Raw genomic sequence first — 24,428 nt, forward strand, 5'->3', positions numbered from 1 at the left:
TAATTCTTATAAGGATCAGACGAACCTATCAAAAGGAGGCTTTTTGCCTTTTTGATAGGTTTTTTTATGGTCTCGAGCCTTGTGCATCAGGTGATACTATTGATTGAAAATTCCCTCATCATTCTATGCTTGACTTCTTTCTTTGAGGAAGGTAGTATTTTATTTGGGCTCCTTAAAAAAGGACGAATTACGTATACAACGCTCCCCTTACATGTTTGTAAGTGGGGCTTTTTTTATTTTATAAGAAGTAAGCTTTGACGTAATAGGGTATTGTCTATTCCTTTATGTGTGGCGGATCGATTCTTTAAGACCCCTTACATTTTTATGTATATTGATAATAAGAGGCTGTCTTTTAGCTGGTTTATGCAGATGAATTTATTTTAAGAGAATGGACTTGTCCTTCTTTGAACAAGATAAATTCATGACATACCTACATAGGAGACACCCTCTACTTTTTTTGAACCAAACTTACTTTGAAGGGGGACATATACATGACTAAGTATATTTTCGTAACAGGCGGCGTAGTGTCGTCACTAGGGAAAGGGATCACAGCAGCGTCCCTTGGAAGACTATTGAAAAACCGTGGAGTGAGTGTCACGATCCAGAAGTTCGATCCATACATCAATTTGGATCCGGGAACAATGAGTCCCTATCAGCACGGTGAAGTGTTCGTAACAGATGATGGTGCGGAAACGGATCTTGACTTAGGTCACTATGAGCGTTTCGTTGATATTAACCTAACGAAATACAGCTCTGTCACAACGGGGAAAATCTATTCAACTGTACTGAAAAAAGAACGTCGTGGTGATTATCTTGGTGGTACTGTACAAGTTATTCCACACATCACAAACGAAATCAAAGAACGCGTATACCGCGCTGGACGTGAGACGAATTCAGATGTCGTGATCACGGAAATCGGTGGAACGGTAGGGGATATCGAATCTCTGCCATTCCTTGAAGCGATTCGCCAGATCAAAAGCGACGTAGGCCGTGACAATGTGATGTACATCCACTGTACTCTTGTACCTTACATCAAAGCAGCGGGTGAAATGAAAACGAAACCGACTCAGCACAGCGTAAAAGAGCTTCGCAGTCTTGGTATCCAGCCAAATGTCATCGTTGTACGTACAGAAATGCCAATGACTCAGGACATGAAAGACAAAATCGCGTTATTCTGTGATATCGATAAACATGCTGTAATCGAAGCAATGGACGCAGACACACTATACTCTATACCACTTGCGCTTCAGGATCAAAAGCTTGATGAAATCACATGTCAGCATTTAAAGCTGAACTGCCATGAAGCAGATATGACCGAGTGGAATGAGCTTGTTGATCGTGTGAAAAATCTTTCCCGTAAAACAACGATCGCCCTCGTAGGGAAATATGTTGAATTACAAGATGCGTATATCTCAGTAGTGGAAGCCCTTCGTCACGCCGGATATCATTTCGATAGTGACATTGAAGTAAGATGGTTGAACTCTGAGCTTGTCGACAAAGAAAACGTAGCAGAAAAACTGGCAGACGTAGATGGAATCCTTGTACCAGGCGGTTTCGGTGACCGTGGGGTAGAGGGGAAAATCGCTGCGACTCAATATGCCCGTGAAAACAAGATTCCTTTCCTTGGAATCTGCCTTGGAATGCAGCTTGCGTCTGTAGAATATGCACGTAATGTCCTTGGATTGGATGGAGCTCACTCTGCGGAGTTGAACCCTGATACACCATACCCGGTCATCGACCTGTTACCGGAACAAAAGGACATCGAAGACCTTGGCGGGACACTGCGCCTTGGACTATACCCATGTAAGCTGACAAAAGGTTCAAAAGCCTATGCAGCTTATGATGGAGAAGTGGTTTACGAGCGTCACCGTCACCGCTTCGAATTCAACAATCACTACCGCGAGCAAATGGAAAAAGCCGGCTTCATCTTCTCAGGCACTAGTCCTGATGGCCGTCTTGTGGAAATCATCGAGCTAAGCGACCACCCATGGTTCGTCGCGTCTCAATTCCACCCTGAATTCACATCACGCCCGACACGCCCGCAGCCTCTATTTAGAGACTTCGTGGAAGCATCACTGGCGTATGGTGAGAAATAAGATTTGATTTTGGAACTGCTCTCCCTGGTTTGGGAGGGCGGTTTTTTTGTTTTATAGGGTGCGGAATTTGTCGACGGGTAGGAAATGGATGCTTTGAGCGGGAAGTATACACTTATGATGGCTGGTTAGAGTCATGAAATGGGTGTGGGTGGCTGTTTTTTAAGGGGAATTGGAGTTTATCGACAGTTATTGAGATTTATCAACCGAAATTCAAATTTATCGACCGTTAATCGGATTTATCAACCGTATTTTCAATATATCAACCTAATTTTCAGGCGACCGTTCTACAACTAACGACAAATTTCGCGATTCTCCTCCTTACTCCCATCTAGAAAATTCCCTAAAAAGAATATTGACAATATTCCCACATATCGTTAACATATCGTTTATAGCGCATGCGAACTATACCAAATTTCATAATCTCTTATAAAGAGTTGGCAGAGGGACTGGCCCGATGACGCCCGGCAACCTACCGTACACACGGAAAGGTGCTAAGACCTGCAGGAAGAATTTCCTGAGTGATAAGAGTACGTTTATTTATACATAAACCTCTTTTCTCTTGGGAAAAGGGGTTTTTTTATTTGAAAAATTGAGGCATATCACCTCGGGAGGAGAAAAGAAAGATGAAAAAAACGACATCATTACTCGTATTACTCGTACTTATTTTCAGTTTAGCAGCTTGTCAGCCAAAGGTATCCCAGGAGGCTGGCGCGGAGAGTGGAGAAAAGAAGGAAGCGACTTCTGATCATCCATTAGCCAATAAAAAGATCGCACTTATTATGCAAATCAATTTAGGGACATTTTCCGCTCAATACATAGAAGGTGTCAAAGAGCAGGTAGAGAAGTTTGGTGGAAAGGTTCAAGTATTTACGTCTGAAGGAGACCTGGCAAAAATGTCTTCTAACCTGGATGCAGCCATCAATCAAAAGTTTGATGGGATCCTCATCGATCATGGGACGAAAGAAGCACTGCAATCAGGAGTAGAAAAGGCGAAGGAACAAAACATTCCGGTTGTCGTGTTTGATGCGGATGTTGCTTCAGAAGAGGTGACGGTGCTCGAACAGGGGGACCAGCAAATGGCGGAACAAACCTTGACGAAGCTTTCAGATGAGCTTGGCGGCAAAGGTGAAATCGTGAAGATTTGGGTTGCAGGCTTTGCCCCGATGGAAAGACGCCAAGTAGCCTATCAGGATTTTTTAGAAAAAAATCCTGATATTAAAGAGGTGGCAGCCTTTGGAGCGGCTACTCAGAATACGGCACTGGATACCCAGGCTCAAATGGAGGCGATTTTGAAACAGTACCCGAATAAAGGTGACATCGATGCTGTCTGGGCTGCTTGGGATGAATTTGCGAAAGGCGCCGTACGGGCAATCGAAGCAGCAGGGAGAGATGAAATCAAAGTATATGGAATCGACATGAGTGATGAAGACCTGCAAATTATTCAAAAAGATGGAAGCCCGTGGGTAGCATCGGCAGCTGTCGACCCGAAAGATATTGGCCGCGTGCAGGTCCGTTTCTTATATCAGAAGCTTAATGGGGAAGAAACGCCTGAGAAAGTAAAGCTTGAGCCGGTATTTATTGAAAAGGAAGCATTGCCTGAAGAAACGATCACGACAGATCAATTACACAAGCATGTTGAGGGCTGGGGAGCAAGTGAACAAGGTTATACAGATGAATTGAAAAAGCTTGAAGGATCGTTTACAGAGTAGAAAGGAGTTAGAAGCGATGACGTCTCCACTGTTAGAAATGATTGATATCAATAAAACCTTCTCAGGAGTGAAAGCCCTAAAGACTGCAAGCTTCGATGTGAAAGAGGGAGAGGTTCATGCTCTGTTGGGGGCGAATGGTGCAGGTAAAAGTACGCTGATGAAGATTTTATCAGGAGCCTATGTGCAGGACAGCGGAGACATCATCCTTCACTCCGGGAAAAGAGACTATCAACCTCCGAAAGAAGCGAAGGAGCATGGCATTCATTGCGTATATCAGGAGGTGGACACTGCCATTGTCCCTGAACTTTCTGTAGCAGAAAATATCGTCCTTGATCAATTCTCACAAAAAGGCTCCTTCTTTATTACCAAAAAGTCATTAAAGAAAGAAGCGTTGGAAGCGCTCAGACGAATTGGGGCAGAAGCAATACCCCTCGGGCAGCCTGCGTCACACTTAAGTCTCGCTGAAAAGCAGTTGGTGCTCATTGCCAGGAGTCTGCTTCAAAAAGCGAAAGTATTGATTTTAGATGAACCAACGGCACCTTTAAGTTCTTCTGAGACGGAAAAATTATTCCATGTCATAGAAGATTTAAAGAAAGAGAGAGTAGGGATCATCTTCATCTCTCACAGGCTCCCTGAAGTATTTCAGCTTTCCGATCGCATCACAGTCATGAGAGATGGGGAGACGGTGGGAACGTACGGAACACACCAAACAACCTCTCAGAAGATCATAGAAGCCATGCTCGGAGGAACCTATAGAGAAGAGTTTCAGAAAAAAAGGCTGCCAATCGGCGAAACGCTTTACGAAGTGAGAGGGCTGGAAGACCGAGAAAAGGTGAAGGATATCCATTTATCCGTCAAGGCAGGAGAAGTAGTCGGAGTGGTCGGACTTGTGGGAGCGGGAAAAACCGAGCTTGCTAAAGCCTTATTTGGAGCCTCACAAGTAGAATCGGGTGACCATTTTCTGAAAGGAAAGAAGTTCAGAATTCATTCTCCACGAGATGCGGTTCAGAATGGCTTGGCACTTGTTCCGGAAGAAAGACGAAAAGAAGGATTGTTTATTCATGAATCCGTTCAGCATAACCTGAGCTTCCCTTCTTTAAGAAGAGTCTCCAACTGGTTATGGATCAATAGGAGAAAAGAACGTGAGCTGGCTCGTGAAAAAATCCGATCCCTTGGAATTAAAACCGCTCATGAAGGAATCCAAGCCAACTTTTTAAGTGGGGGAAATCAGCAAAAGGTTTCAATCGGAAAATGGCTATCAGATGAAGCTTCGGTGTTTTTATTTGATGAACCGACGAAGGGTGTGGACGTGGGAGCGAAGAAGGAGATCTTCTCCCTGATTCAATCCCTTGCAGAAAAAGAGAAGGGCATTCTCTACTTTTCCTGCGAAATACAAGAAATTCTGGCGATCTCGGACCGCATTCTCGTCATGTATGATGGCCGGATTGTCAAAGAACTGACAAAAGAAGAAGCAACTCAAGAATTCATATTGTTTTATGCTTCAGGAGGGATCCAAACGCATGAAAGGCAAGATACTCGACTTACTATTTAAATACGGAGCCATTTGTTTGATGGTTGCCATTCTTATATTTTTCAGCATATATAACCCATTTTTCTTCACATATGGAAATCTATCAGACATTCTCCGCTCGATTTCCATCGTCACATTGGTCGCCATTGGGGTCACCTTTACCCTTGTCGTGGATGGCTTTGATTTATCAGTGGGATCGACGGTATCCCTGTCTACCGTTATGACGGCTTCTTTGATGGTCTGGTATGAAGCTCCGTTGTGGATCGTGCTCCTGGTTCCATTATTGGTGGGAGCGGGAGTCGGGTTATTCAATTCGTTATTGATCGTGAAGTTTGGCATTCCGGATTTGCTTGCTACATTAGGGGCCATGTATATCATTTCAGGTGTTCACCGAACGTATACAGAAGGATACTCGATCTACAATAATATGCCGATGACTACTGGTGGGACGGCCCCGGGGGAATTTTCCGAAGCGTTCCTCTGGATTGGCCAGGGAAAGTGGCTCGGATTGCCGGTACCGGTATGGATCATGCTCGTGTTGGTCGGAATCGTCTATGTGATCATGCATTTCACGAGGTGGGGACGCATTTTGTATATGACAGGAGGCAATGAGGAAGCGTCACGATTATCAGGTGTCAGAGTGACGAGGGTGAAATTAATTGCCTACGTTCTCTCAGGTATATTCGCATCGATTGGAGGAATCCTGTTCACGGCCCGGGTCGGGTCAGGACAGATGGATGCCGGTGCCCCTCTCCTGATGGAAGCAGTCGCCGCTGTGTTTGTCGGCTTTTCCGTCTTGGGGGCAGGAAAACCAAATATCCTCGGAACCTTCTTTGGAGCAGCCTTAATCGGAGTCCTGCTGAATGGATTGACGATGATGAATCTACCATACTATGCATTTGAAATTATTAAAGGAAGCGTATTGGTTTTGGCACTGGCAGTGACGTATGTGCATGCCAGGAAGGTGCGTGGGGCTTGAGGCTGTTCAAGGGGGAGTCGCCTTTTGGGGCTCTCCTTTTTAATGTGGGAATATGAGCAGGTGGCATAGAAAAGATATCAACCGTTATCAGGAATTATCAACCAACATTCTAATATATCGACCTTTATATCGTTTTATCAACCGTTCTTTCATTATATCAACCGTATTTTCAAGATATCGACCGTTCTACAATAAACGACATATTTCACGGACGTAACTAAGAACAAATCCAATAAAAAAACCCATCCCCAACCAGGAACGGGCCAATTCTATATCCATCTCTTACTCCTCATATTCCTCCAACATCTCTCGGATCACAAACCCCAAGGCGAAATAGAGATAAAGCGCGGCCATGCTGGAAGGGAAGCTCACACGCTCACCGATTTCATCACCAGGCAGCATGCCCTTGATCACTTTCGTATCTAAGTGAACATCGGCTAAGTCCACCAGATTCTCTTCACCCTCCATCAATCCAGAGACAGCCACGAATGGCACACCTTCACCAGCCAACTTTTTCCCTAATTTCACAGCATCCTCATCCGTAGAAAACCGGCTGACGACTAATACACGATCAGCTTCCGTCAGCCGGGTAGAACCATCGTATCTTTTAGCGGAAGGAAGAGGTTCAGCACCAAACATAGCCTCGGCTGTGACAGCTTCCATTTCCCCATAGCCCTTAATGTAGATATTTCCTTGTCCGATGGCGGCTTGGGCCAGCAGGCGGGCACCGTCTTCGATTTCGAATTCCTGCTTATCATAAATGCGTTTGAACAGTCCAGTTAACTGTGTCGTGAACATTTTTATCATGGAATAAACTCTCCTTACATATTTAGCTTCGACATTTGTCATCGTAACGCTTATTATAAAGGGGAAAAAGGTGTTAAGTAAAATCTTGATAAGAAGCAGGATTTTTTACAGTAAAAAGAGAATTAGTAATAAATATACAATTATTAGCCGGTTATTTAGTGTAGTAATACATAATTTACTTTAATATGAAGGGGATTGGGATGGATGAACGAGAAAATTCTTATTGTAGACGATCAATTTGGTATTAGAATTCTATTAAATGAAGTGTTACAAAAGGAAGGCTACCAAACATTTCAGGCAGCGAACGGTATCCAGGCTCTTGAAATTGTAGATAAGCATTCCCCTGATTTGGTTTTGCTGGATATGAAGATTCCGGGTATGGATGGGATCGAAATTTTAAAGAGAATGAAACAGAAGGATGCAGATATCCGCGTCATTATTATGACTGCGTACGGAGAACTGGACATGATTCAGGAAGCAAAGGATTTGGGAGCGCTTACTCACTTTGCGAAACCGTTTGATATCGATGACATCAGGCAGGCTGTGAAACAATATATTCCAGCTTAATAGTATTATTTGAATAGTGAAAATAGTAGTATTTTTATCAAATCGCCTCTGCAGTTGGTAAAATCAATTCTGTTTTGGTATGATACAAGTGAAATTGTAAACAATGTCACATGGTGCTATAAATAACACCGCCATTTCTACTAGAATGGTTCACTGACTGAATAAAAGGAGGAAATTACTATGCCTTTAGTTTCAATGAAAGACATGCTAATTCAAGCAAAAGAAAACAGCTATGCAGTAGGTCAATTCAACCTGAATAACCTTGAGTTCACTCAAGCGATCCTACAAGCTGCTGAAGAAGAAAAATCACCTGTCATCCTTGGTGTTTCTGAAGGGGCAGCACGTTACATGAGCGGCTTCAAAACAGTTGTGAAAATGGTCGAAGGTCTTATGGAAGACTTAAAAATCACAGTACCTGTTGCGATTCACTTAGACCACGGTTCAAGCTATGATAAATGTAAAGAAGCAATCGATGCAGGATTCACTTCTGTCATGATCGACGCTTCTCACGGTCCTTTCGAGGAGAACATTGAAATCACTTCTAAAGTGGTTGAATATGCTCACTCTAAAGGTGTTTCTGTTGAAGCCGAGCTTGGAACTGTTGGTGGACAAGAGGATGACGTAGTAGCAGATGGCGTTATCTATGCAGATCCTAAAGAATGTCAAGAATTAGTAGAGCGTACTGGTATCGATACTCTTGCACCTGCTCTTGGTTCTGTTCACGGTCCTTACAAAGGTGAACCAAATCTTGGATTCAAAGAAATGGAAGAAATCGGTGCGGCGACTGGAGTACCTCTAGTACTTCACGGTGGTACTGGAATTCCGACAAAAGACATCCAAAAAGCGATTTCTTACGGAACAGCGAAAATCAACGTAAACACTGAAAACCAAATTGCTTCTGCTAAAGCAGTACGTGAAGTACTTGCAGCTGACACAGAAGTATATGATCCACGTAAATACATGGGTCCGGCACGTGAAGCGATCAAAACGACAGTTGCTGGCAAAATGCGCGAATTTGGTTCTTCTAACCAAGCTAAATAAATAGGTAATGTTTGGAAAGTTCTTCATGATAGATTACATGCTTTCCGAATGTGGTAGAAAAAGAATGAAACTGTAGAACGGGACTGGCACCAGGAGAGGGTTGATACCTTTTGGGTCAGTCCCTTCCGTTCATTAAAAGATGATTGAAAATTTTGTCGAAAAAGGGGTAGAGATCATGAAGTTTTTCATAGATACAGCAAACATGAGTGAAATTCAAGAAGCATTTGAATGGGGTATTCTTTCAGGAGTGACAACGAATCCGTCGCTTGTAGCGAAAGAAAAAAACGTAACATTTGAAGATCGTTTAAAAGAAATCACAGATTTAGTCCCTGGTTCTGTAAGCGCTGAAGTCATCGCGACAGACGCTGAGGGAATGATCAAAGAGGGTAGGGAGCTTGCGAAAATCGCGCCTAATATCACAGTGAAGCTTCCGATGACTCCGGATGGCTTGAAAGCGACATCTACTTTTGCTAAAGAAGGAATTAAGACAAATGTCACGCTGATTTTCAGTGCGAACCAGGCGCTTTTAGCGGCTCGTGCTGGAGCGACGTATGTTTCGCCTTTTTTAGGAAGATTAGATGATATCGGTCATGATGGTCTTGAACTTGTATCCAAAATCGCTGAAATCTTTGCGATTCACGGCCTGGAAACAGAAATCATCGCGGCATCGACCCGTCATCCACAGCATATTACAGAAGCTGCCTTAAGAGGTGCTCATATTGCGACAGTTCCTCTAAAAGTGTTAAAGCAATTGTTCCAGCATCCCCTTACGGATAAAGGGATCGATGCATTCCTGAATGATTGGAACAACCGCTAGACTTAAGTCAATCGGTCTAAGCCAAAAAAAATTCGTTTATCCTATACATGTTTTGACGAATTATGTCTACACTAGTAGACAATACTTCTTAGAACGTCTTCTTTTGGAAAAATAATCCTTTTTGTTTTTGGTGTGCGGAGTCTGACAGCCATTGGGGCTTCCTCATCAATGAACAGTGGAAGGGAGTTTAATATGGAAAAGCTAAAAATTGCAGGAGGTTATCCCCTTGAAGGAACCATTAAAGTCAGTGGGGCCAAGAATAGTGCGGTAGCCTTGATCCCGGCAACCATTCTTGCTGATTCACCAGTCACAATCGAAGGGTTACCAGACATCTCTGATGTGCGGACACTGAAAGATCTATTAGAAGAGATCGGTGGTTCCGTCAAGTTGGAAGATGGGGATATGAGTGTAGATCCAAGTCAAATGGTGTCCATGCCTTTACCAAGCGGGAAGGTGAAAAAGCTTCGTGCTTCTTATTATTTAATGGGAGCGATGCTTGGACGATTCAAAAAAGCGGTCATCGGATTACCAGGTGGATGTCACCTTGGTCCACGTCCGATTGATCAACACATTAAAGGCTTCGAGGCTCTCGGAGCAGAAGTGACGAATGAACAGGGTGCGATTTATTTACGTGCCGATGAATTAAGGGGTGCACGTATTTACCTGGATGTCGTCAGTGTAGGAGCAACGATCAACATCATGCTTGCCGCTGTACGCGCAAAAGGCAGGACGATCATTGAAAATGCTGCAAAAGAACCTGAGATCATTGACGTAGCTACATTACTAAGTAATATGGGTGCGAAGATCAAAGGGGCAGGAACGGATGTGATCCGCATTGATGGTGTAGACGAGCTTCACGGCTGCCGTCACACAATCATTCCTGACCGCATTGAAGCAGGAACGTTCATGATTCTTGCAGCAGCAGTCGGTAAAGGCGTGCTTGTTGACAACGTTATCCCATTACATATGGAATCGGTCATTGCCAAGCTCCGTGAAATGGGCGTCCCTGTTGAAACAAACGATGACCAGATCTTCATCGGCAGAGCGGACAAGCTCAAATCCGTTGATGTGAAAACATTGGTGTATCCAGGATTCCCGACAGATCTGCAGCAGCCGTTTACCACGTTATTAAACCGGGCAGACGGTTCTGCTGTCGTAACGGATACCATCTATTCAGCCCGCTTCAAGCATATCGATGAACTTAGGAGAATGAATGCGACGATCAAGGTAGAAGGTCGCTCGGCCATCGTCAATGGATCTGTACAATTACAAGGTGCCAAAGTGAAAGCAAGTGACCTGCGCGCAGGAGCGGCTCTTGTCATCGCTGGTTTAATGGCAGAAGGTGTGACAGAAGTAACCGGCCTTGAGCATATCGATCGCGGATACAGCGACCTGGTTGCCAAGCTTGAAGGCCTAGGAGCGACGATCTGGCGTGAAAAGATGTCAGCGGAAGAGCTGGAGCAGATGAAATCCTAGTTTCGTAAAACTATATTATAGTTTTTTCGAAAGATGGTTGTTTTACTTAAGTTTAAGGTAAACTAAGTTGATTGGAACGGAAGGGTGCTCGACTCCTGCGGGAATAGCGGAACAGTACGAAAAGCGGAAGGGCTTTGACTAGGGGCAACAAGCATAAGACGAATCTGTCTTAAAGGCGCTTTTTGCTTTTTGGCAGAAATTGGCTTATGACCTCGAGCTCCTAAGCCCTGTAGCTGGACAGGTGAGACCCCGCAGGGCGAAGCCCGAGGAGGCTCACCGCCCGCCCCGCGGAAAGCGAGCACCCTGGAGTGGAAATCAACAACTACTCGCTTTTTGTTAATTTCCTTAAATATTTCCAATATGACTAGTTCTTTTTAAACTAGATGAACTATTGTGTCCTACTTTTTTCGAAAAAAAGTCTCTCTAATCGTTTCAATGTGTTACAATAAATCTGTTAATATGTTATACAATTCAAGATTATTGTAAAACAAAAGGGAATACGGGAGGCTATATACATGGAAAGAAGTTTATCAATGGAGCTTGTTAGAGTAACAGAAGGGGCTGCCCTTGCATCAGCTCGCTGGATGGGGCGCGGTAAGAAGGATGAAGCAGATGATGCTGCAACCTCTGCCATGCGCGATGTATTCGATACAGTACCGATGAAGGGAACAGTTGTCATCGGTGAAGGTGAAATGGATGAAGCTCCAATGCTTTATATCGGTGAGAAACTAGGGACAGGCTATGGTCCACGTGTAGATGTGGCTGTCGATCCGTTAGAAGGAACGAATATCGTTGCTTCTGGAGGCTGGAATGCACTGGCGGTATTAGCGGTGGCAGACCACGGAAACCTACTGAACGCACCGGATATGTATATGGATAAAATCGCAGTTGGGCCAGAAGCGGTTGGAGAAATTGATATTAATGCTTCTGTTATCGATAATTTAAAAGCAGTGGCAAAAGCAAAGAACAAGGACATCGAAGACGTAGTTGCAACTGTCTTAAATCGTCCTCGTCATGAGCATATCGTCCAACAGCTGAGAGAAGCGGGAGCCCGTATCAAACTGATCAATGATGGTGACGTAGCGGGAGCTATGAACACGGCATTTGATCATACGGGTGTGGATATTTTATTCGGATCCGGTGGCGCTCCAGAGGGAGTACTTGCTGCCGTTGCGTTGAAATGCTTAGGTGGAGAAATTCAAGGAAAGCTTCTACCACAGAACGATGCCGAACTGCAACGCTGTATCAGCATGGGGTTAGACGTGGACAAGATCCTTCGAATGGAAGACCTCGTATGCGGTGACGATGCGATCTTTGCGGCAACAGGTGTAACGGACGGGGAACTGTTAAGAGGTATTCAGCTTAAAGGGACATACGGATTGACTCATTCTGTCGTTATGCGTGCCAAATCGGGTACTGTTCGCTTCATAGACGGCCGCCACAGTCTTCAGAAAAAACCAAACCTGGTCATGAAATAATAATAGATATAAGTAACACAGAGAGAGAAACCAACTCTTCTTAATAAGAGATGAGGGATGGGCAGAGTGTCTTACCATTTCTGCCCATGACCACTCTTATCACTCACTTTTTTTCTTCATAGGTGAAAAAATGCTGCCTATCTACAAAATTACCTTCCTTTTTTTACCCAGTCATTGATTCTTGATTAAAAGTATGGTTACAATAGATAAGGTTTTTATCTTCAGCATTTTTTCTATTAGTTTATGCTTCAACTTATTTCTTCATTTTTAGAAAAATCTACCCTTCTTTTTTTATATTTTAGGTAGGACAAATTAATAAAGCGTGGTGTCATGATGGAAGAGTTAACAATCTCTAGCTTAGAAAATATGAAGCTAAAAGAGCTTTACGAGCTAGCCAAACAATATAAAGTTTCTTATTATAGTAAATTAACAAAAAAAGAATTGATTTTCGCGATCCTTAAAGTTCGTGCAGAACAAGAAGGCTTCTTCTTTATGGAAGGGGTTCTTGAAATCATCCAATCAGAGGGATTCGGTTTCTTACGACCGATCAACTATTCTCCAAGCTCTGAGGATATTTATATTTCTGCGTCACAGATCCGCCGTTTCGACCTTCGTAACGGAGATAAGGTATCGGGAAAAGTGCGCCCTCCGAAGGAAAACGAGCGTTATTTCGGACTGCTTCATGTTGAAATGGTCAATGGGGAAGAGCCTGAATCTGCGAAAGAACGTGTTCATTTTCCAGGGCTGACGCCTTTATATCCTGACCGTCAAATGAAACTTGAAACAACACCAAATAAAATTTCCACACGCATCATGGATCTCATTGCGCCAGTCGGTTTTGGACAACGTGGATTAGTCGTAGCGCCACCTAAAGCAGGTAAGACGATGCTGATCAAAGAAATCGCGAACTCGATCACAACGAATCATCCTGAAGCGGAATTAATCATTCTTCTGATCGATGAGCGTCCAGAGGAAGTAACCGATATCGAACGTTCGGTAGAAGCAGAAGTTGTAAGCTCTACCTTTGATGAAGTGCCGGAAAACCACATTAAAGTGGCAGAACTCGTTCTTGAGCGCGCCATGCGTTTAGTGGAGCACAAGCGTGATGTCATTATCCTGATGGATAGTATCACTCGTTTAGCACGTGCTTATAACCTGGTCATCCCACCAAGTGGACGAACACTTTCCGGGGGGATTGATCCAGCGGCGTTCCACCGTCCGAAACGATTCTTTGGTGCTGCACGTAACATTGAAGAAGGCGGAAGCTTAACGGTTCTCGCAACGGCGTTAGTGGATACAGGATCCCGTATGGACGATGTAATTTATGAAGAGTTCAAAGGAACAGGGAACTTAGAACTTCATCTTGACCGTTCTCTTGCAGAAAGACGTATCTTCCCGGCCATCGACATCCGTCGTTCCGGAACTCGTCGAGAAGAACTTCTCATCAAACCGGATCATCTTGAAAAGCTATGGGCGATTCGCAAAGCGATGTCCGATCAGCCTGATTTCGCTGAGAAACTTATGCGCAAGCTGAAGCAATCGAAGACGAATGAAGAGTTTTTCAATGTATTGACAGAAGAATCGAAGAAGCGTTAATCTAGTGATCGATTGATTTTTTGAGGAGAGGTATGTCTGTAACTTCCAATTTTTCAGGTTGCAAATATCGCTTGTCCTTGTTATAATAGTGTCAATGTGTTTTAAAAAATGGATGTGGTAAGGGGCTGGCTATCAATCTCATGCTTATGCTCATATCACATATATCTTCGTAATAAATTACTCTGTTTCAGATGATTCAGGGCGGAAGGAGATGAAAGAAATGAAATCAGGAATTCATCCAAAGTACAACACGATCAAAGTTAGCTGTGCTTGCGGTAACGAATTTGAAACTGGTTCTGTAGCGGAAGAAATGCGCGTTGAGGTATGTTCTGAATGCCATCCATTCTACACAGGACGTCAGAAATTCGCTGACGCTGGTGGACGTGTTGACCGTTTCAACAAAAAATACGGTCTTAAAAATCAACAACAATAATGAAGAGCTGGAAGGTCATATCGAATTTCTTTGTGCGTAAGGCAGAAACGAATGAGATTGACACTTCTCTTCTATTAGAAAAACAGGCAAGGATCTTCATGCTTGCCTGTTTTTTATTCTCTTTAAAGCAAATGATTGTAGAAATAGAGGCAGTTCCAATTGAGCTGTGCCTCTTTTTTTCTGCCAAATTACTGAATTCTAAGCATTTTTCCCGTACATAAAGGAATGCTTTATACTAAAGAGTAGTCCGTTTTTACTAACAGTCAGGCTGTTTTATTATAGAATATTGCATAAGGAAGGAGAGGCGCTTTCGTGTATGTCATGAAACAAACGGGTTGGGTAGAAGTCATTTGCGGCAGTATGTTCTCGGGGAAATCCGAGGAACTGATCCGCCGGGTAAGACGCACTCAATTTGCTAAACAGGAAATTGCTGTGTATAAGCCAAAACTAGATAATCGCTATAGCGATGAGTCGGTTGTATCTCATAACGGTACCTCTGTCATCGCCAAAGCAGTCGAGGGTTCAAATGTGATCCTTGATGACCTGAATCCAGAGGTGGATGTCGTTGCTATTGATGAGGTTCAATTTTTTGACGAAGGCATTGTAGAGGTCGTCCAAAAATTAGCAAACAGTGGATATCGTGTCATCCTCGCAGGACTTGATCAGGATTTCCGTGGAGAACCATTCGGTCCAATGCCGGACTTAATGTCCATTGCCGAACAAGTGACAAAACTTCAAGCCGTTTGTGCAGTATGCGGCTCTCCCGCAAGTCGAACACAACGATTAATCAATGGCGAACCAGCTTGCTACGATGATCCTGTCATTCTGGTGGGCGCATCTGAAGCCTATGAGCCAAGATGCCGTCATCACCATGAAGTTCCGACTGGAATGAGCGTCACACCTGATATGGTGAAAGAAGTATAAATAATGAGTAGAAAACAAAGTCATGGGTTTGTGGCTTTGTTTTTTTTGTCTTTAGAGGTTCGGGATGTAAAGAAAATTCGATACGGATGCTTGATTATTTGAAAAGGGGCATAATTAATTAGAATCTCGCTTAATATATCCCAATAAGGCTTAATAATCTGAAATCCGGCATGAATATACTCCAAACCGGCTCGATAATCCCCACGTGGCAAGCATAAATAATAAAACCAACTAGAAATTGTTCCGAATAACTCATCAAACACCCGATTCCCGGCCGAAATAGACCATTTTAAGTTAAAAACCGCTTTTCTGCAGGCTCGCCTTACTCTTGTCATCTCTAATCAAGCTGCTTCGTTTTATGTGCATAAGCACTTTCCTGTGGGAAATCCTAAAAACAGGAGGTGTAAAAGCATGAAAAAACTAGTATTAGTTTTATCCTTTACGGTATTCTTCATTTTAATCACTGCGTGTGGAGTAAATCAGGAATCCGAATTCGGTATGCACGAGGATCAAAATGGAACACGATTCATTGATAATCGAAATGATGATCGAAACGATCGTCAAGATAGAAGCGTCAGAAATACGACAAATGATAACCCGAACTTTCCAAACCTGACGAACTCACCAGGCGCAACATCGACGACAATGGGTATGTATGAAGACAAAGCACGTGAGGTTGTGAGGGAGTATTCCAACTTCGAACCAGATGAAGTGTGGATCAATGGCGAACAAATGTGGGTGACGGCCCATACCCAAAATGAAATGAGTATGGCTGAGACCGATAAAGAAGAAGCGATGTTAAAAGAGAGACTAGAGAAAGCCATTCCAAAGTACGATGTAAATGTGAAAATCACCGAAAGATAAAAAAGTGCAAGCAGGTCTGGAAGTTGACCTGCTTGCCTTCTACATAAAATCCACCCGTTTATGCCTTCTGCCTATTCCCGATCTTCCTTGTATTTACATACACCATATAATATAATTAGACTGTTATGGACTAAAATTGAGGTGAATAGCTGTGTTCGATCGTTTACAAGCAGTGGAAGATCGCTATGATAAGTTAAATGAACTATTGAGTGATCCAGAAATTGTGAATGACCCAAAGAAGCTAAGAGATTATTCAAAAGAGCAATCAGACATCCAAGCAACGGTAGAAGCATATCGAGAATATAAAGAACTTACTGGGCAGTATAAAGACGCTAAGGCAATGCTGGATGATAAGCTTGATGCTGATATGCGTGAAATGGTGAAAGAAGAAGTTTCCGAGCTTGAAGAACAAATTGAAGCATTGGAAGCCCGTCTGAAAATATTATTGATCCCGAAAGACCCGAACGATGATAAGAACGTAATCATGGAGGTCCGTGGTGCTGCGGGTGGAGATGAAGCGGCCCTGTTTGCCGGTGACTTATACCGTATGTACAGCCGCTATGCAGAATCACAAGGTTGGAAGACCGAAGTGATGGAAGCGAACTCGACTGGCGTTGGTGGATATAAAGAAATCATCTTTATGATCAACGGAAATGGTGCATTCTCCAAAATGAAATACGAAAACGGGGCACACCGTGTGCAACGTGTACCTGAAACAGAATCAGGCGGACGTATTCATACGTCGACCGCAACGGTTGCCTGTCTTCCAGAAGCGGAAGAAGTCGAAGTGGATATTCACGACAAAGATATTCGTGTCGATACCTTCGCATCCAGTGGCCCGGGAGGACAAAGTGTAAATACAACCATGTCTGCTGTCCGTTTGACTCACATGCCGACAGGTGTAGTCGTGTCATGTCAGGATGAAAAGTCCCAAATCAAGAACAAAGAGAAGGCAATGAAAGTATTGCGTGCCCGCGTTTACGATAAATTCCAACGTGAAGTTCAAGCTGAATACGATGCAAACCGTAAATCAGCCGTTGGAACAGGTGACCGTTCAGAACGTATCCGTACGTACAATTTCCCACAAAACCGTGTTACGGATCACCGAATCGGATTGACGATTCAAAAGCTTGACCAAATTCTTGAAGGAAAGATGGATGAAGTCATCGATGCGTTAATCATCGAAGATCAATCCAAACTTCTTGAGAGACTGGAAGAATAATGACGTCTGTTACCATATTTGAAGCCCTAAAATGGGCTTCTTCTTTTTTAGTCGAAAATGGCCGTGATGAAAATGTGGGAGAAATCTATTTGCGGCATTTAGTAGGGATGTCACGTTCCCAACTGTTGGCTGAACAGCGGAGGTCCGTCCCTCAGGAAAAGTGGGAAGAATTCCAGAATGGCATTCGCCGGCATGTTGGTGGAGTGCCGATTCAGCATATTATTGGGGGTGAGGAGTTTTATGGTCGGGAGTTTGTGGTGAATGAGCATGTTTTGATTCCGAGACCTGAAACGGAAGAACTGATCTATTATGGCTTGCAGAAAATAAAGGGTCTGTTTGGTGTTGTGGACACTCCATTGCATGCTGCTGATGTTGGAACGGGGAGTGGAGCGATTTCGATTACGATGAAGCTTGAGGCGGATCGTTTGCCTCTTGATATGATGGCTGTGGATATTTCTCGTGAAGCGCTGGCTGTTGCCCGTGAAAATAGTAAGAGACTCGGAGCTGGGGTTCGCTTTTTTGAAGGAGACTTATTGCAGCCATTAATTGAAGAAGGCGTCAAGCTCGATATCCTTTTTTCGAATCCACCATATATTCCCCTGACAGATCGTGAAACGCTATCAGATGTAGTCGTTGATCATGAACCTGAGCTCGCTTTGTTTGGCGGGGAAGATGGCTATGATTTGTACAAGAGATTTATGGATGAACTGCCTTTGGTGATGAAGGAAAAATGTCTGATCGGTTTCGAAGTAGGAATCGGACAGGGGGAGACGGTTGCAGACCTGCTGCGGGAGACGTTTTGTGATGCAGAAGTGGAAGTCGTTCATGATATCAACGGGAAAGATCGAATGGTGTTTTGTGTAATAAAATAAGAATGTTGGCCCTCGATTCGTGTGATCGGGGGTGTTTTTTTGTGGAAAATGAAGTGTTTGGGATGAATTCGTGAGTTTTTAGGTTGGGTGGAAGGATCATTCCTGATTTATTTTCCTCACCCTCACTTTTATTTTCAACTTTCTCCCATATATTTTCAAAAATAGATTTTTATTTTCAATTCCCAGCGATTTGTTTTCAAAAAGGGGATTTTATTTTCAAAACAGGGTTTGGCAGAATTTCCTAACAAAAATGTTATTTTACTAGTTTAAGATTTCCCCTTTTTGACTAGACTGTTTTACTGAGGGGGAGAGGAAATGAAAACAAAACATACGGTTTTATTGTATATCTTGATTCTATCATTAGGAACGATTCTAAGTTTATATATACCGAAGCAGGAACTGGCGGCTCAGGAAACGATGGTGATTCCGGAAGAAGCGATTCGTCTTCGGATTCTGGCAAATAGTGATTTGGAGCAGGATCAAAATGTGAAGAGGCTCGTTCGTGATGAAGTGAATAAAGAGATTACCAATTGGGTAGCGACTCTTACATCGCAGGATGAAGCGAAAACAGTGATTCAAGCAGGCTTGCCACAGCTTCAGAAGATTGCAGAAGAGGTTGTCGCTGAGCAAGGCTTGGATCAATCGGTGAAAATTGATTTTGGGAAAGTGGAGTTTCCTACTAAATTATACGGTCAGTATTTGTATCCGGCAGGCGAATACGAAGCGGTGTTGATCACACTGGGTGCAGGAGAAGGAGCGAACTGGTGGTGTGTTCTTTATCCTCCGCTATGCTTCCTTGATTTCTCGACTGGAAATGCGGTAAGAAGTCCTGGGTTTGAAACGAAAGTAGAAGCGAGTGGAAATGAGGTCACAGAAGTGGATCCAGAAGATGAAGTTGGTGAAACTTCAGAAATGGATTCAAGTACTACAGCAGTAGAAAAACAATCACCTGAAAACGATATGGAAGATGTGATTGCCTATAAAGAGGTCGAGATGGAAACAGTGGAAGCGGCAATGACGGAAGAAACAGTAGTTGTTGAAGAGGCTAAGAAAGAAGAACTTCCTGTAAAAGAAGAGATTCAAACGGAGGAAGTACAAGAACAGACAGTCTTCGTTGAGGAGGGAGATGAGGAAGAAGTAGAGGTTCGGTTCTTCGTAGTCGATTTTTTCAAAGGATTATTCAATAAGTAAAACGTAGAGCTTCATCCACCTGAGATGGAGCTTTTTATGTTCGAAAGAAATCTATCGTTCTAGTATTTTTTACCACAACTTGTTCTATTCTCTTTTTCTCCTCATACATTAAAACTAGGGGATGATAGAAAAGGGAGGATGGAATGTAATGTTAAAAGTGATTCGCCAAGCAACTCAGGAAGATATCCATGAAGTAGTAGCCTTCTTAATGAAAGCAGGATTAAGTACAGAAGGCATTAAAAATAGTATTGATTGCTTTTTAGTAGTAGAAGACTCAGAAAACCAGTTAATTGGGACTCTCGGTATTGAGGTTCAAGATAAGATTGGGCTTCTTCGCTCCCTCGTTGTGACCTCATCTTTTGAAAGTGAAGAATTGTTTGCTCTTTTCCAAGAAATATTGAAATTGGCAAAAGAAAAAGAACTTACGCGTCTTTACTTGATCTCCAATCGAAAAGCGTCGCTGAATTTCTTTGACCTGCTAGGTTTTCAACAGGAAAATAAGCCTTTTGTGGATGAATTGAAGGAATTTGTTCATGCTCAAAAGTTATCCACAGTGGATAACTGTATTACGATGAGGCTTGATCTTTAGGTTGAAATGAGGGGTTTCGACAAATTCCAACTAGAAGAAAGATGTTGCGATAGTAGTCTGCTAGTAGACTGAATCATTTTTATTGAGAAATGATTCAGTTTTTTTATGTGGAAAATTCGACAAAATAAATAAGGTCCCGGTCACTAACGTAAATATCTCTTTTTTCAGAATTATTCACACCATCCACAGGTTTATCCACAGTCTGTAGAGTTTCATTCTCGTTTTTTGGACAATACTTGAGAATTTGTGGGGTTTCTTTTATACTTTCAAAAGAGTAAAGTTCTAGAACACGTGTTAAATTCTGTACCTATGCACAGAAATGAGTGTTGATAATAGAAGGTGGATGACGGAAATGATGAAACATTGGATTGTGGAAAGAGATGTGGATAACAATGAAAGTTATCCACAAATTGTGGATGCAGCAAAGATTCTCCAACAGAATGAGGTGGTGGCATTCCCGACAGAGACAGTTTATGGTCTGGGTGCCAATGCGAAATCAGATACCGCTGTTGAGAAAATCTTCGAAGCGAAGGGAAGACCATCGGATAATCCACTGATTGTCCACATATCAAATATAGATCAGCTGGAAGGACTGGTGGCGGAAGTTCCTGATGATGCAGCGAACCTCATCGATGCTTTTTGGCCGGGTCCGTTAACAATTATTTTTAAGAATAAGGAAAACGTATTTTCTGAAAAGGTAACAGCGGGATTACCGTCCGTGGGGATCCGTATGCCAGATCACCCTGTTGCCCTGGCAATCATTGAAGCGTCTGGGCTCCCGATTGCGGCCCCAAGCGCAAACCGATCAGGGAAACCAAGTCCGACAACGGCTCAGCATGTCATCGATGATCTGGAAGACCGGATTGCAGGAGTGGTCGACGGAGGCGAAACGGGTGTCGGTGTAGAATCGACGGTAGTAGATTGCACGGGACCAAGCCCGGTTGTTTTGCGTCCCGGAGGAGTCACGATAGAACAGCTGGAAGAAGTAGTCGGTAAAGTGGAAGTGGATCCTTCTTTAAAAGAAGGAAAGGGTGCTCCGAAATCCCCAGGCATGAAATATACGCACTACGCACCTGATGCTCCTGTATATTTAGTTGATGGTACGAGGGCAGATCTTCAGAAATTAGTAGATAACAAAAAAGCAGAAGGTCTAAAAGTAGGTGTGTTAACAACAGAAGAATTCATGGATGACTTCCAGGCAGACGTCATTCTCTCGATTGGTCGGAGAGAGGACCTGACAACAGTCGCTCGGAATCTCTACGATACGCTGCGTGCTTTTAATAAAAGGGACGTAGATATTATTTTTGCCGAAATGTTTCCCGAAGCAGGGGTCGGTCTGGCGATTATGAACCGGCTTCAGAAAGCTGCCGGGTATCGGGTGATAAAAGGATAATGGTTACCCCTATGGTTTGAGAGAACTGTAGGGTTTTTTTGTGTGAGTCAATAATGCCCAATCTTCAAACCCATTTACCATTCTATTTCCCTTTGGACGTGCATAAATTTGTTCTGTAGGCATGTCCGGAGGGGGAAAAACAAAATGACAACAATTATTGGAGAACTGATTACCTTGATGTTAATGGCATTTGCTCTTGGGATGGATGCCTTTTCGATCGGAATCGGGATGGGTATGTTTCAGCTGAGATTAAAGCAAATCTTATATATAGGGTTGGTCGTCGGGATCTTTCATGTCTGGATGCCCATGCTCGGGATGATGACGGGGAAATTTTTATCAGAAACATTCGGTGCCTTTGCGGGGTATGCCGGTGGGCTCCTTTTGATTGTATTAGGAATACAAATGTTCATGTCCAGCTTTAAAGAAGAGGAGACGACGCTCATTTCCCCGGTAGGATTTGGTTTAGTGCTCTTTGCTTTGAGTGTAAGCTTGGATAGCTTTTCCGTTGGGTTGACCCTGGGTATATTCGGTGCTAGGACAGCGGTTGCTCTCTTCTGTTTTGGAATTGCGGCGACGGTGTTGACATGGGCTGGTTTATTAATAGGCCGTAAATTTCAGGGGGTGCTCGGAACGTATAGTGAGGCACTTGGGGGAAGTATTTTGTTTGCGTTTGGGATTAAGCTGCTCCTGCCGTTGTGAAAATATGGTGGCCAGGAGGTCGCGATTAATTGAGGAAGGTCCGTCCCTTTTGGATGGGCTTTTCTTATTGTCCAGCTCTGGCGGCTGGGGGCTCGAGGGCATAAGTCATGCCGACCAAAAAGACAAAGAGCGCCTTTCCGGCTTATTTAGGTTATGTTTGTCGGGACTGAGCGAGCCGCCTCCGCTTTTCTTATTGTCCAGCTCCAGGGCTTTGAGGCTCGAGGTCATAAGTCAAACCAACCAAAAAGGCAAAGAATGCCTTTCCGGTTGGTTCGTCTTATGCTTGTCGCCTCTGGGCAAAGCCCTTCCGCTTTTCTTTTTATATTCTTTGTGAATGGACTATGGGACGATTGGAAAATATTTTATAATAGGTTGTAAGGAGGATGACGTGATGAATATTTTATTTGTTTGTACGGGAAATACGTGCCGAAGTCCTATGGCAGAGGCAGTTTTGAAGCATAAGGGTGCAGAGAGGTTTGATGTGAAATCTGCAGGCGTTTTTGCCATGGAAGGAAGTGATGCTTCATTTCAGACTAAAGAAGTGCTGAAAGAGAACGATATAATACATAGACACCAATCGAGTTCGCTTTCGAGGGAGAACTTGGATTGGGCTTCCTATATTTTTACGATGACTTCGAATCATAAGCGGGCAATTGTGGATCAGTATCCACATGTGGCGGACAAAATTTTCACATTGAAAGAGTTTGTCCATGAAGATCCTGCAGATTTGGATGTATCGGATCCGTATGGGGGAAGTGTGGACATCTATAGACATACATACAGAGAGCTGGATTCATTGATTGAGGAGTTAATTAAAAAGCTGGGTTGAGACAGGGAGAGAGAAAGAATGGGGAAAGAGAGAAGCTACAAATCGGGTCTTAGAAAGAAATTGGTCTTCTTTATCACGCTTCTTGCGGTGGTGACGTATTCCACAAGTGCACTTTTTATTTATTTTATCAAACCTACTTTTGCACCGGATATGAACGAACTTTTATTTACGAGCGTGACGCTTGGAATGGGTGTGTTCTGGTCAGGTGTGCTTGCCTTTTTTGCAGCTGGATTCATCGTCAAACCACTTCAGCGTTTGGAACAGGCTGCGTTAAAAGCGGCTGAAGGGGACATTGCTGTAGAAGTAGAGGTGCCGAAGTCAGATGATGAAATCCGGTCACTCGCATTGGCCTTCAATCGCATGCTGTATAACTTGCGCGACATGGTGTCTAGTATCGACGGAAATTTCACCAAAACAAATTCGAATGTGATCGAGCTGTCGAAAGCATCGGAAGCAGCTTCCATTCAAGCGGATTCCATTTCCAAAACGATCAGCGAAATTTCAGCAGGTGCTGAAAGCTCGGCTATCGCGATTCAAACGACGGCTGAATCTGTTGAGGACGTGATTCGAATTGCACAAGAAGTGCAGAATCACTCCAAATCATCAGAACAAATGTCCAATAATATGGTGACGGAACTTCAAGGAAGCAAGGAAGTCATTCATTCCCTGGTAGAAGGTATAAGCCGACTTGCAAGAGGAAATGAAGATTCTTTAGAAGCCGTTCTCCGATTGGAAGACAATGCGAAAAAAGTGGAACAGATCATTCAGTTGGTCGGGGATATCGCGAACCAAACCAATCTTCTCGCCTTAAATGCTTCCATTGAAGCGGCTCGGGCAGGTGAGCATGGTAAGGGGTTTGCAGTTGTCGCCGAAGAGGTGCGAAAACTGGCAGACGAGAGCGGAAAAGCGGTCCAAGGCATTTCGGAACTCATCAACAACATTCAAACTGAGGTTGGAAATGTGGTTGGACAGATTACCACTCAGGTCGATTCAGCTAATTCTGAAGCGGAAAAAGGAACAAAGACAAATAAGATGATCGAAACGATGACGAAGACGATTCATGAAGTAGCGGATGCCGTTCAAAATATATCTGTCCTTGTAGATCAGCAAATGGACAGCATTCAATTGACTTCCCAGCAATCACAAGAAGTTGCGGCCATCGCAGAAGAAACCTCCGCGGGGGCTGTAGAAATGTCAGCATCCACTAAAGAACAAGCGGCTGTAATGGGTGATGTAGAGAAGTTGGCATTGAACCTGAAAGAGCAGGCAGAATCATTGAAGGGCACGATTACACGGTTTCATTTATAAAAAAACG

At 43.5% G+C, this 24,428-nt stretch carries 22 protein-coding genes and 1 riboswitch; of the genes, 21 read left to right on the forward strand and 1 reads right to left on the reverse strand.

Annotated features, from left to right (window positions below; genetic code table 11):
• The first annotated feature begins 491 nt into the window (after positions 1-491).
• The 4 genes from pyrG to AC6CIB_RS18595 all read left to right on the forward strand — a co-directional run bounded on the left by pyrG (position 492) and on the right by AC6CIB_RS18595 (position 6,315).
• Positions 492-2,096, forward strand: coding sequence for a CTP synthase (gene pyrG / locus AC6CIB_RS18580; protein ID WP_498283170.1), 1,605 nt, complete (start codon positions 492-494; stop codon positions 2,094-2,096).
• 421 nt (positions 2,097-2,517) lie between these two features.
• Positions 2,518-2,624: riboswitch (SAM riboswitch) on the forward strand.
• 95 nt (positions 2,625-2,719) lie between these two features.
• Positions 2,720-3,805, forward strand: coding sequence for a sugar ABC transporter substrate-binding protein (locus tag AC6CIB_RS18585; RefSeq protein ID WP_498283172.1), 1,086 nt, complete (start codon positions 2,720-2,722; stop codon positions 3,803-3,805).
• Positions 3,806-3,821: 16 nt separating this feature from the next.
• Entirely contained in the window at positions 3,822-5,357 is a 1,536-nt protein-coding gene (locus tag AC6CIB_RS18590) for a sugar ABC transporter ATP-binding protein (protein WP_498283174.1), read from the forward strand.
• Entirely contained in the window at positions 5,326-6,315 is a 990-nt protein-coding gene (locus AC6CIB_RS18595; RefSeq protein ID WP_498283176.1) for an ABC transporter permease, read from the forward strand. Before AC6CIB_RS18590 ends, AC6CIB_RS18595 begins: the two co-directional genes overlap by 32 nt.
• Positions 6,316-6,597: 282 nt before the next feature.
• Here the strand turns inward: AC6CIB_RS18595 and AC6CIB_RS18600 are convergent, their stop codons facing one another.
• Positions 6,598-7,122 (reverse strand): DUF2529 domain-containing protein, encoded by a 525-nt coding sequence (locus tag AC6CIB_RS18600; protein WP_498283178.1) that lies wholly within the window; start codon positions 7,120-7,122, stop codon positions 6,598-6,600.
• Between the two features lie 204 nt (positions 7,123-7,326).
• On the opposite strand from AC6CIB_RS18600, the gene AC6CIB_RS18605 reads away from it, so the two are divergent.
• The 17 genes from AC6CIB_RS18605 (at position 7,327) to AC6CIB_RS18685 (ending at position 24,421) form a co-directional block, all read left to right on the forward strand.
• Complete coding sequence (locus AC6CIB_RS18605; RefSeq protein WP_044340566.1) at positions 7,327-7,689, forward strand: response regulator; 363 nt, start codon at positions 7,327-7,329, stop codon at positions 7,687-7,689.
• Between the two features lie 180 nt (positions 7,690-7,869).
• The gene (gene fdaB / locus AC6CIB_RS18610) at positions 7,870-8,730 is read left to right on the forward strand and encodes a class IIb fructose-bisphosphate aldolase FdaB (protein WP_498283180.1); all 861 of its coding nucleotides are present in this window, start codon (positions 7,870-7,872) and stop codon (positions 8,728-8,730) included.
• A gap of 175 nt (positions 8,731-8,905) precedes the next feature.
• Positions 8,906-9,547: a fructose-6-phosphate aldolase gene (gene fsa, locus AC6CIB_RS18615; protein ID WP_148996329.1), complete on the forward strand. Its 642-nt coding sequence runs from the start codon at positions 8,906-8,908 to the stop codon at positions 9,545-9,547.
• A 192-nt stretch (positions 9,548-9,739) separates the two neighbouring features.
• A complete protein-coding gene (gene murA / locus AC6CIB_RS18620; protein WP_498283182.1) occupies positions 9,740-11,023 on the forward strand; it encodes a UDP-N-acetylglucosamine 1-carboxyvinyltransferase in 1,284 nt (427 codons plus the stop codon).
• 515 nt (positions 11,024-11,538) lie between these two features.
• Entirely contained in the window at positions 11,539-12,501 is a 963-nt protein-coding gene (glpX, locus tag AC6CIB_RS18625; RefSeq protein ID WP_498283184.1) for a class II fructose-bisphosphatase, read from the forward strand.
• A 333-nt stretch (positions 12,502-12,834) separates the two neighbouring features.
• Complete coding sequence (rho, locus tag AC6CIB_RS18630; protein ID WP_044340561.1) at positions 12,835-14,097, forward strand: transcription termination factor Rho; 1,263 nt, start codon at positions 12,835-12,837, stop codon at positions 14,095-14,097.
• Positions 14,098-14,317: 220 nt separating this feature from the next.
• Positions 14,318-14,530 carry a 50S ribosomal protein L31 gene (gene rpmE / locus AC6CIB_RS18635; RefSeq protein ID WP_034765123.1) on the forward strand — a complete coding sequence of 71 codons (213 nt, stop codon included), beginning with the start codon at positions 14,318-14,320 and terminating at the stop codon, positions 14,528-14,530.
• A gap of 312 nt (positions 14,531-14,842) precedes the next feature.
• Positions 14,843-15,454, forward strand: a complete 612-nt coding sequence (locus AC6CIB_RS18640; RefSeq protein WP_498283186.1) for a thymidine kinase — start codon at positions 14,843-14,845, stop codon at positions 15,452-15,454.
• A 411-nt stretch (positions 15,455-15,865) separates the two neighbouring features.
• Positions 15,866-16,318, forward strand: coding sequence for a hypothetical protein (locus tag AC6CIB_RS18645; RefSeq protein ID WP_498283188.1), 453 nt, complete (start codon positions 15,866-15,868; stop codon positions 16,316-16,318).
• A 151-nt stretch (positions 16,319-16,469) separates the two neighbouring features.
• Complete coding sequence (gene prfA / locus AC6CIB_RS18650; RefSeq protein WP_148996332.1) at positions 16,470-17,540, forward strand: peptide chain release factor 1; 1,071 nt, start codon at positions 16,470-16,472, stop codon at positions 17,538-17,540.
• On the forward strand, positions 17,540-18,412 hold the full coding sequence (gene prmC, locus AC6CIB_RS18655) for a peptide chain release factor N(5)-glutamine methyltransferase (RefSeq protein WP_498283190.1): 873 nt from the start codon (positions 17,540-17,542) through the stop codon (positions 18,410-18,412). Before prfA ends, prmC begins: the two co-directional genes overlap by 1 nt.
• Before the next feature lie 315 nt (positions 18,413-18,727).
• Positions 18,728-19,603 (forward strand): stage II sporulation protein R, encoded by an 876-nt coding sequence (spoIIR, locus tag AC6CIB_RS18660; protein ID WP_498283192.1) that lies wholly within the window; start codon positions 18,728-18,730, stop codon positions 19,601-19,603.
• Between the two features lie 148 nt (positions 19,604-19,751).
• Entirely contained in the window at positions 19,752-20,192 is a 441-nt protein-coding gene (locus AC6CIB_RS18665; RefSeq protein WP_498283194.1) for a GNAT family N-acetyltransferase, read from the forward strand.
• Between the two features lie 352 nt (positions 20,193-20,544).
• The gene (locus tag AC6CIB_RS18670; RefSeq protein ID WP_498283196.1) at positions 20,545-21,585 is read left to right on the forward strand and encodes an L-threonylcarbamoyladenylate synthase; all 1,041 of its coding nucleotides are present in this window, start codon (positions 20,545-20,547) and stop codon (positions 21,583-21,585) included.
• 144 nt (positions 21,586-21,729) lie between these two features.
• Positions 21,730-22,284 (forward strand): manganese efflux pump MntP, encoded by a 555-nt coding sequence (locus AC6CIB_RS18675; protein ID WP_397553707.1) that lies wholly within the window; start codon positions 21,730-21,732, stop codon positions 22,282-22,284.
• Positions 22,285-22,675: 391 nt separating this feature from the next.
• Positions 22,676-23,113, forward strand: a complete 438-nt coding sequence (locus tag AC6CIB_RS18680) for a low molecular weight protein arginine phosphatase (protein ID WP_498283198.1) — start codon at positions 22,676-22,678, stop codon at positions 23,111-23,113.
• An 18-nt stretch (positions 23,114-23,131) separates the two neighbouring features.
• On the forward strand, positions 23,132-24,421 hold the full coding sequence (locus tag AC6CIB_RS18685) for a methyl-accepting chemotaxis protein (RefSeq protein ID WP_498283200.1): 1,290 nt from the start codon (positions 23,132-23,134) through the stop codon (positions 24,419-24,421).
• Positions 24,422-24,428 lie beyond the last annotated feature (7 nt).

The sequence above is a fragment of the Rossellomorea sp. GQ25 genome, from assembly GCF_059758515.1.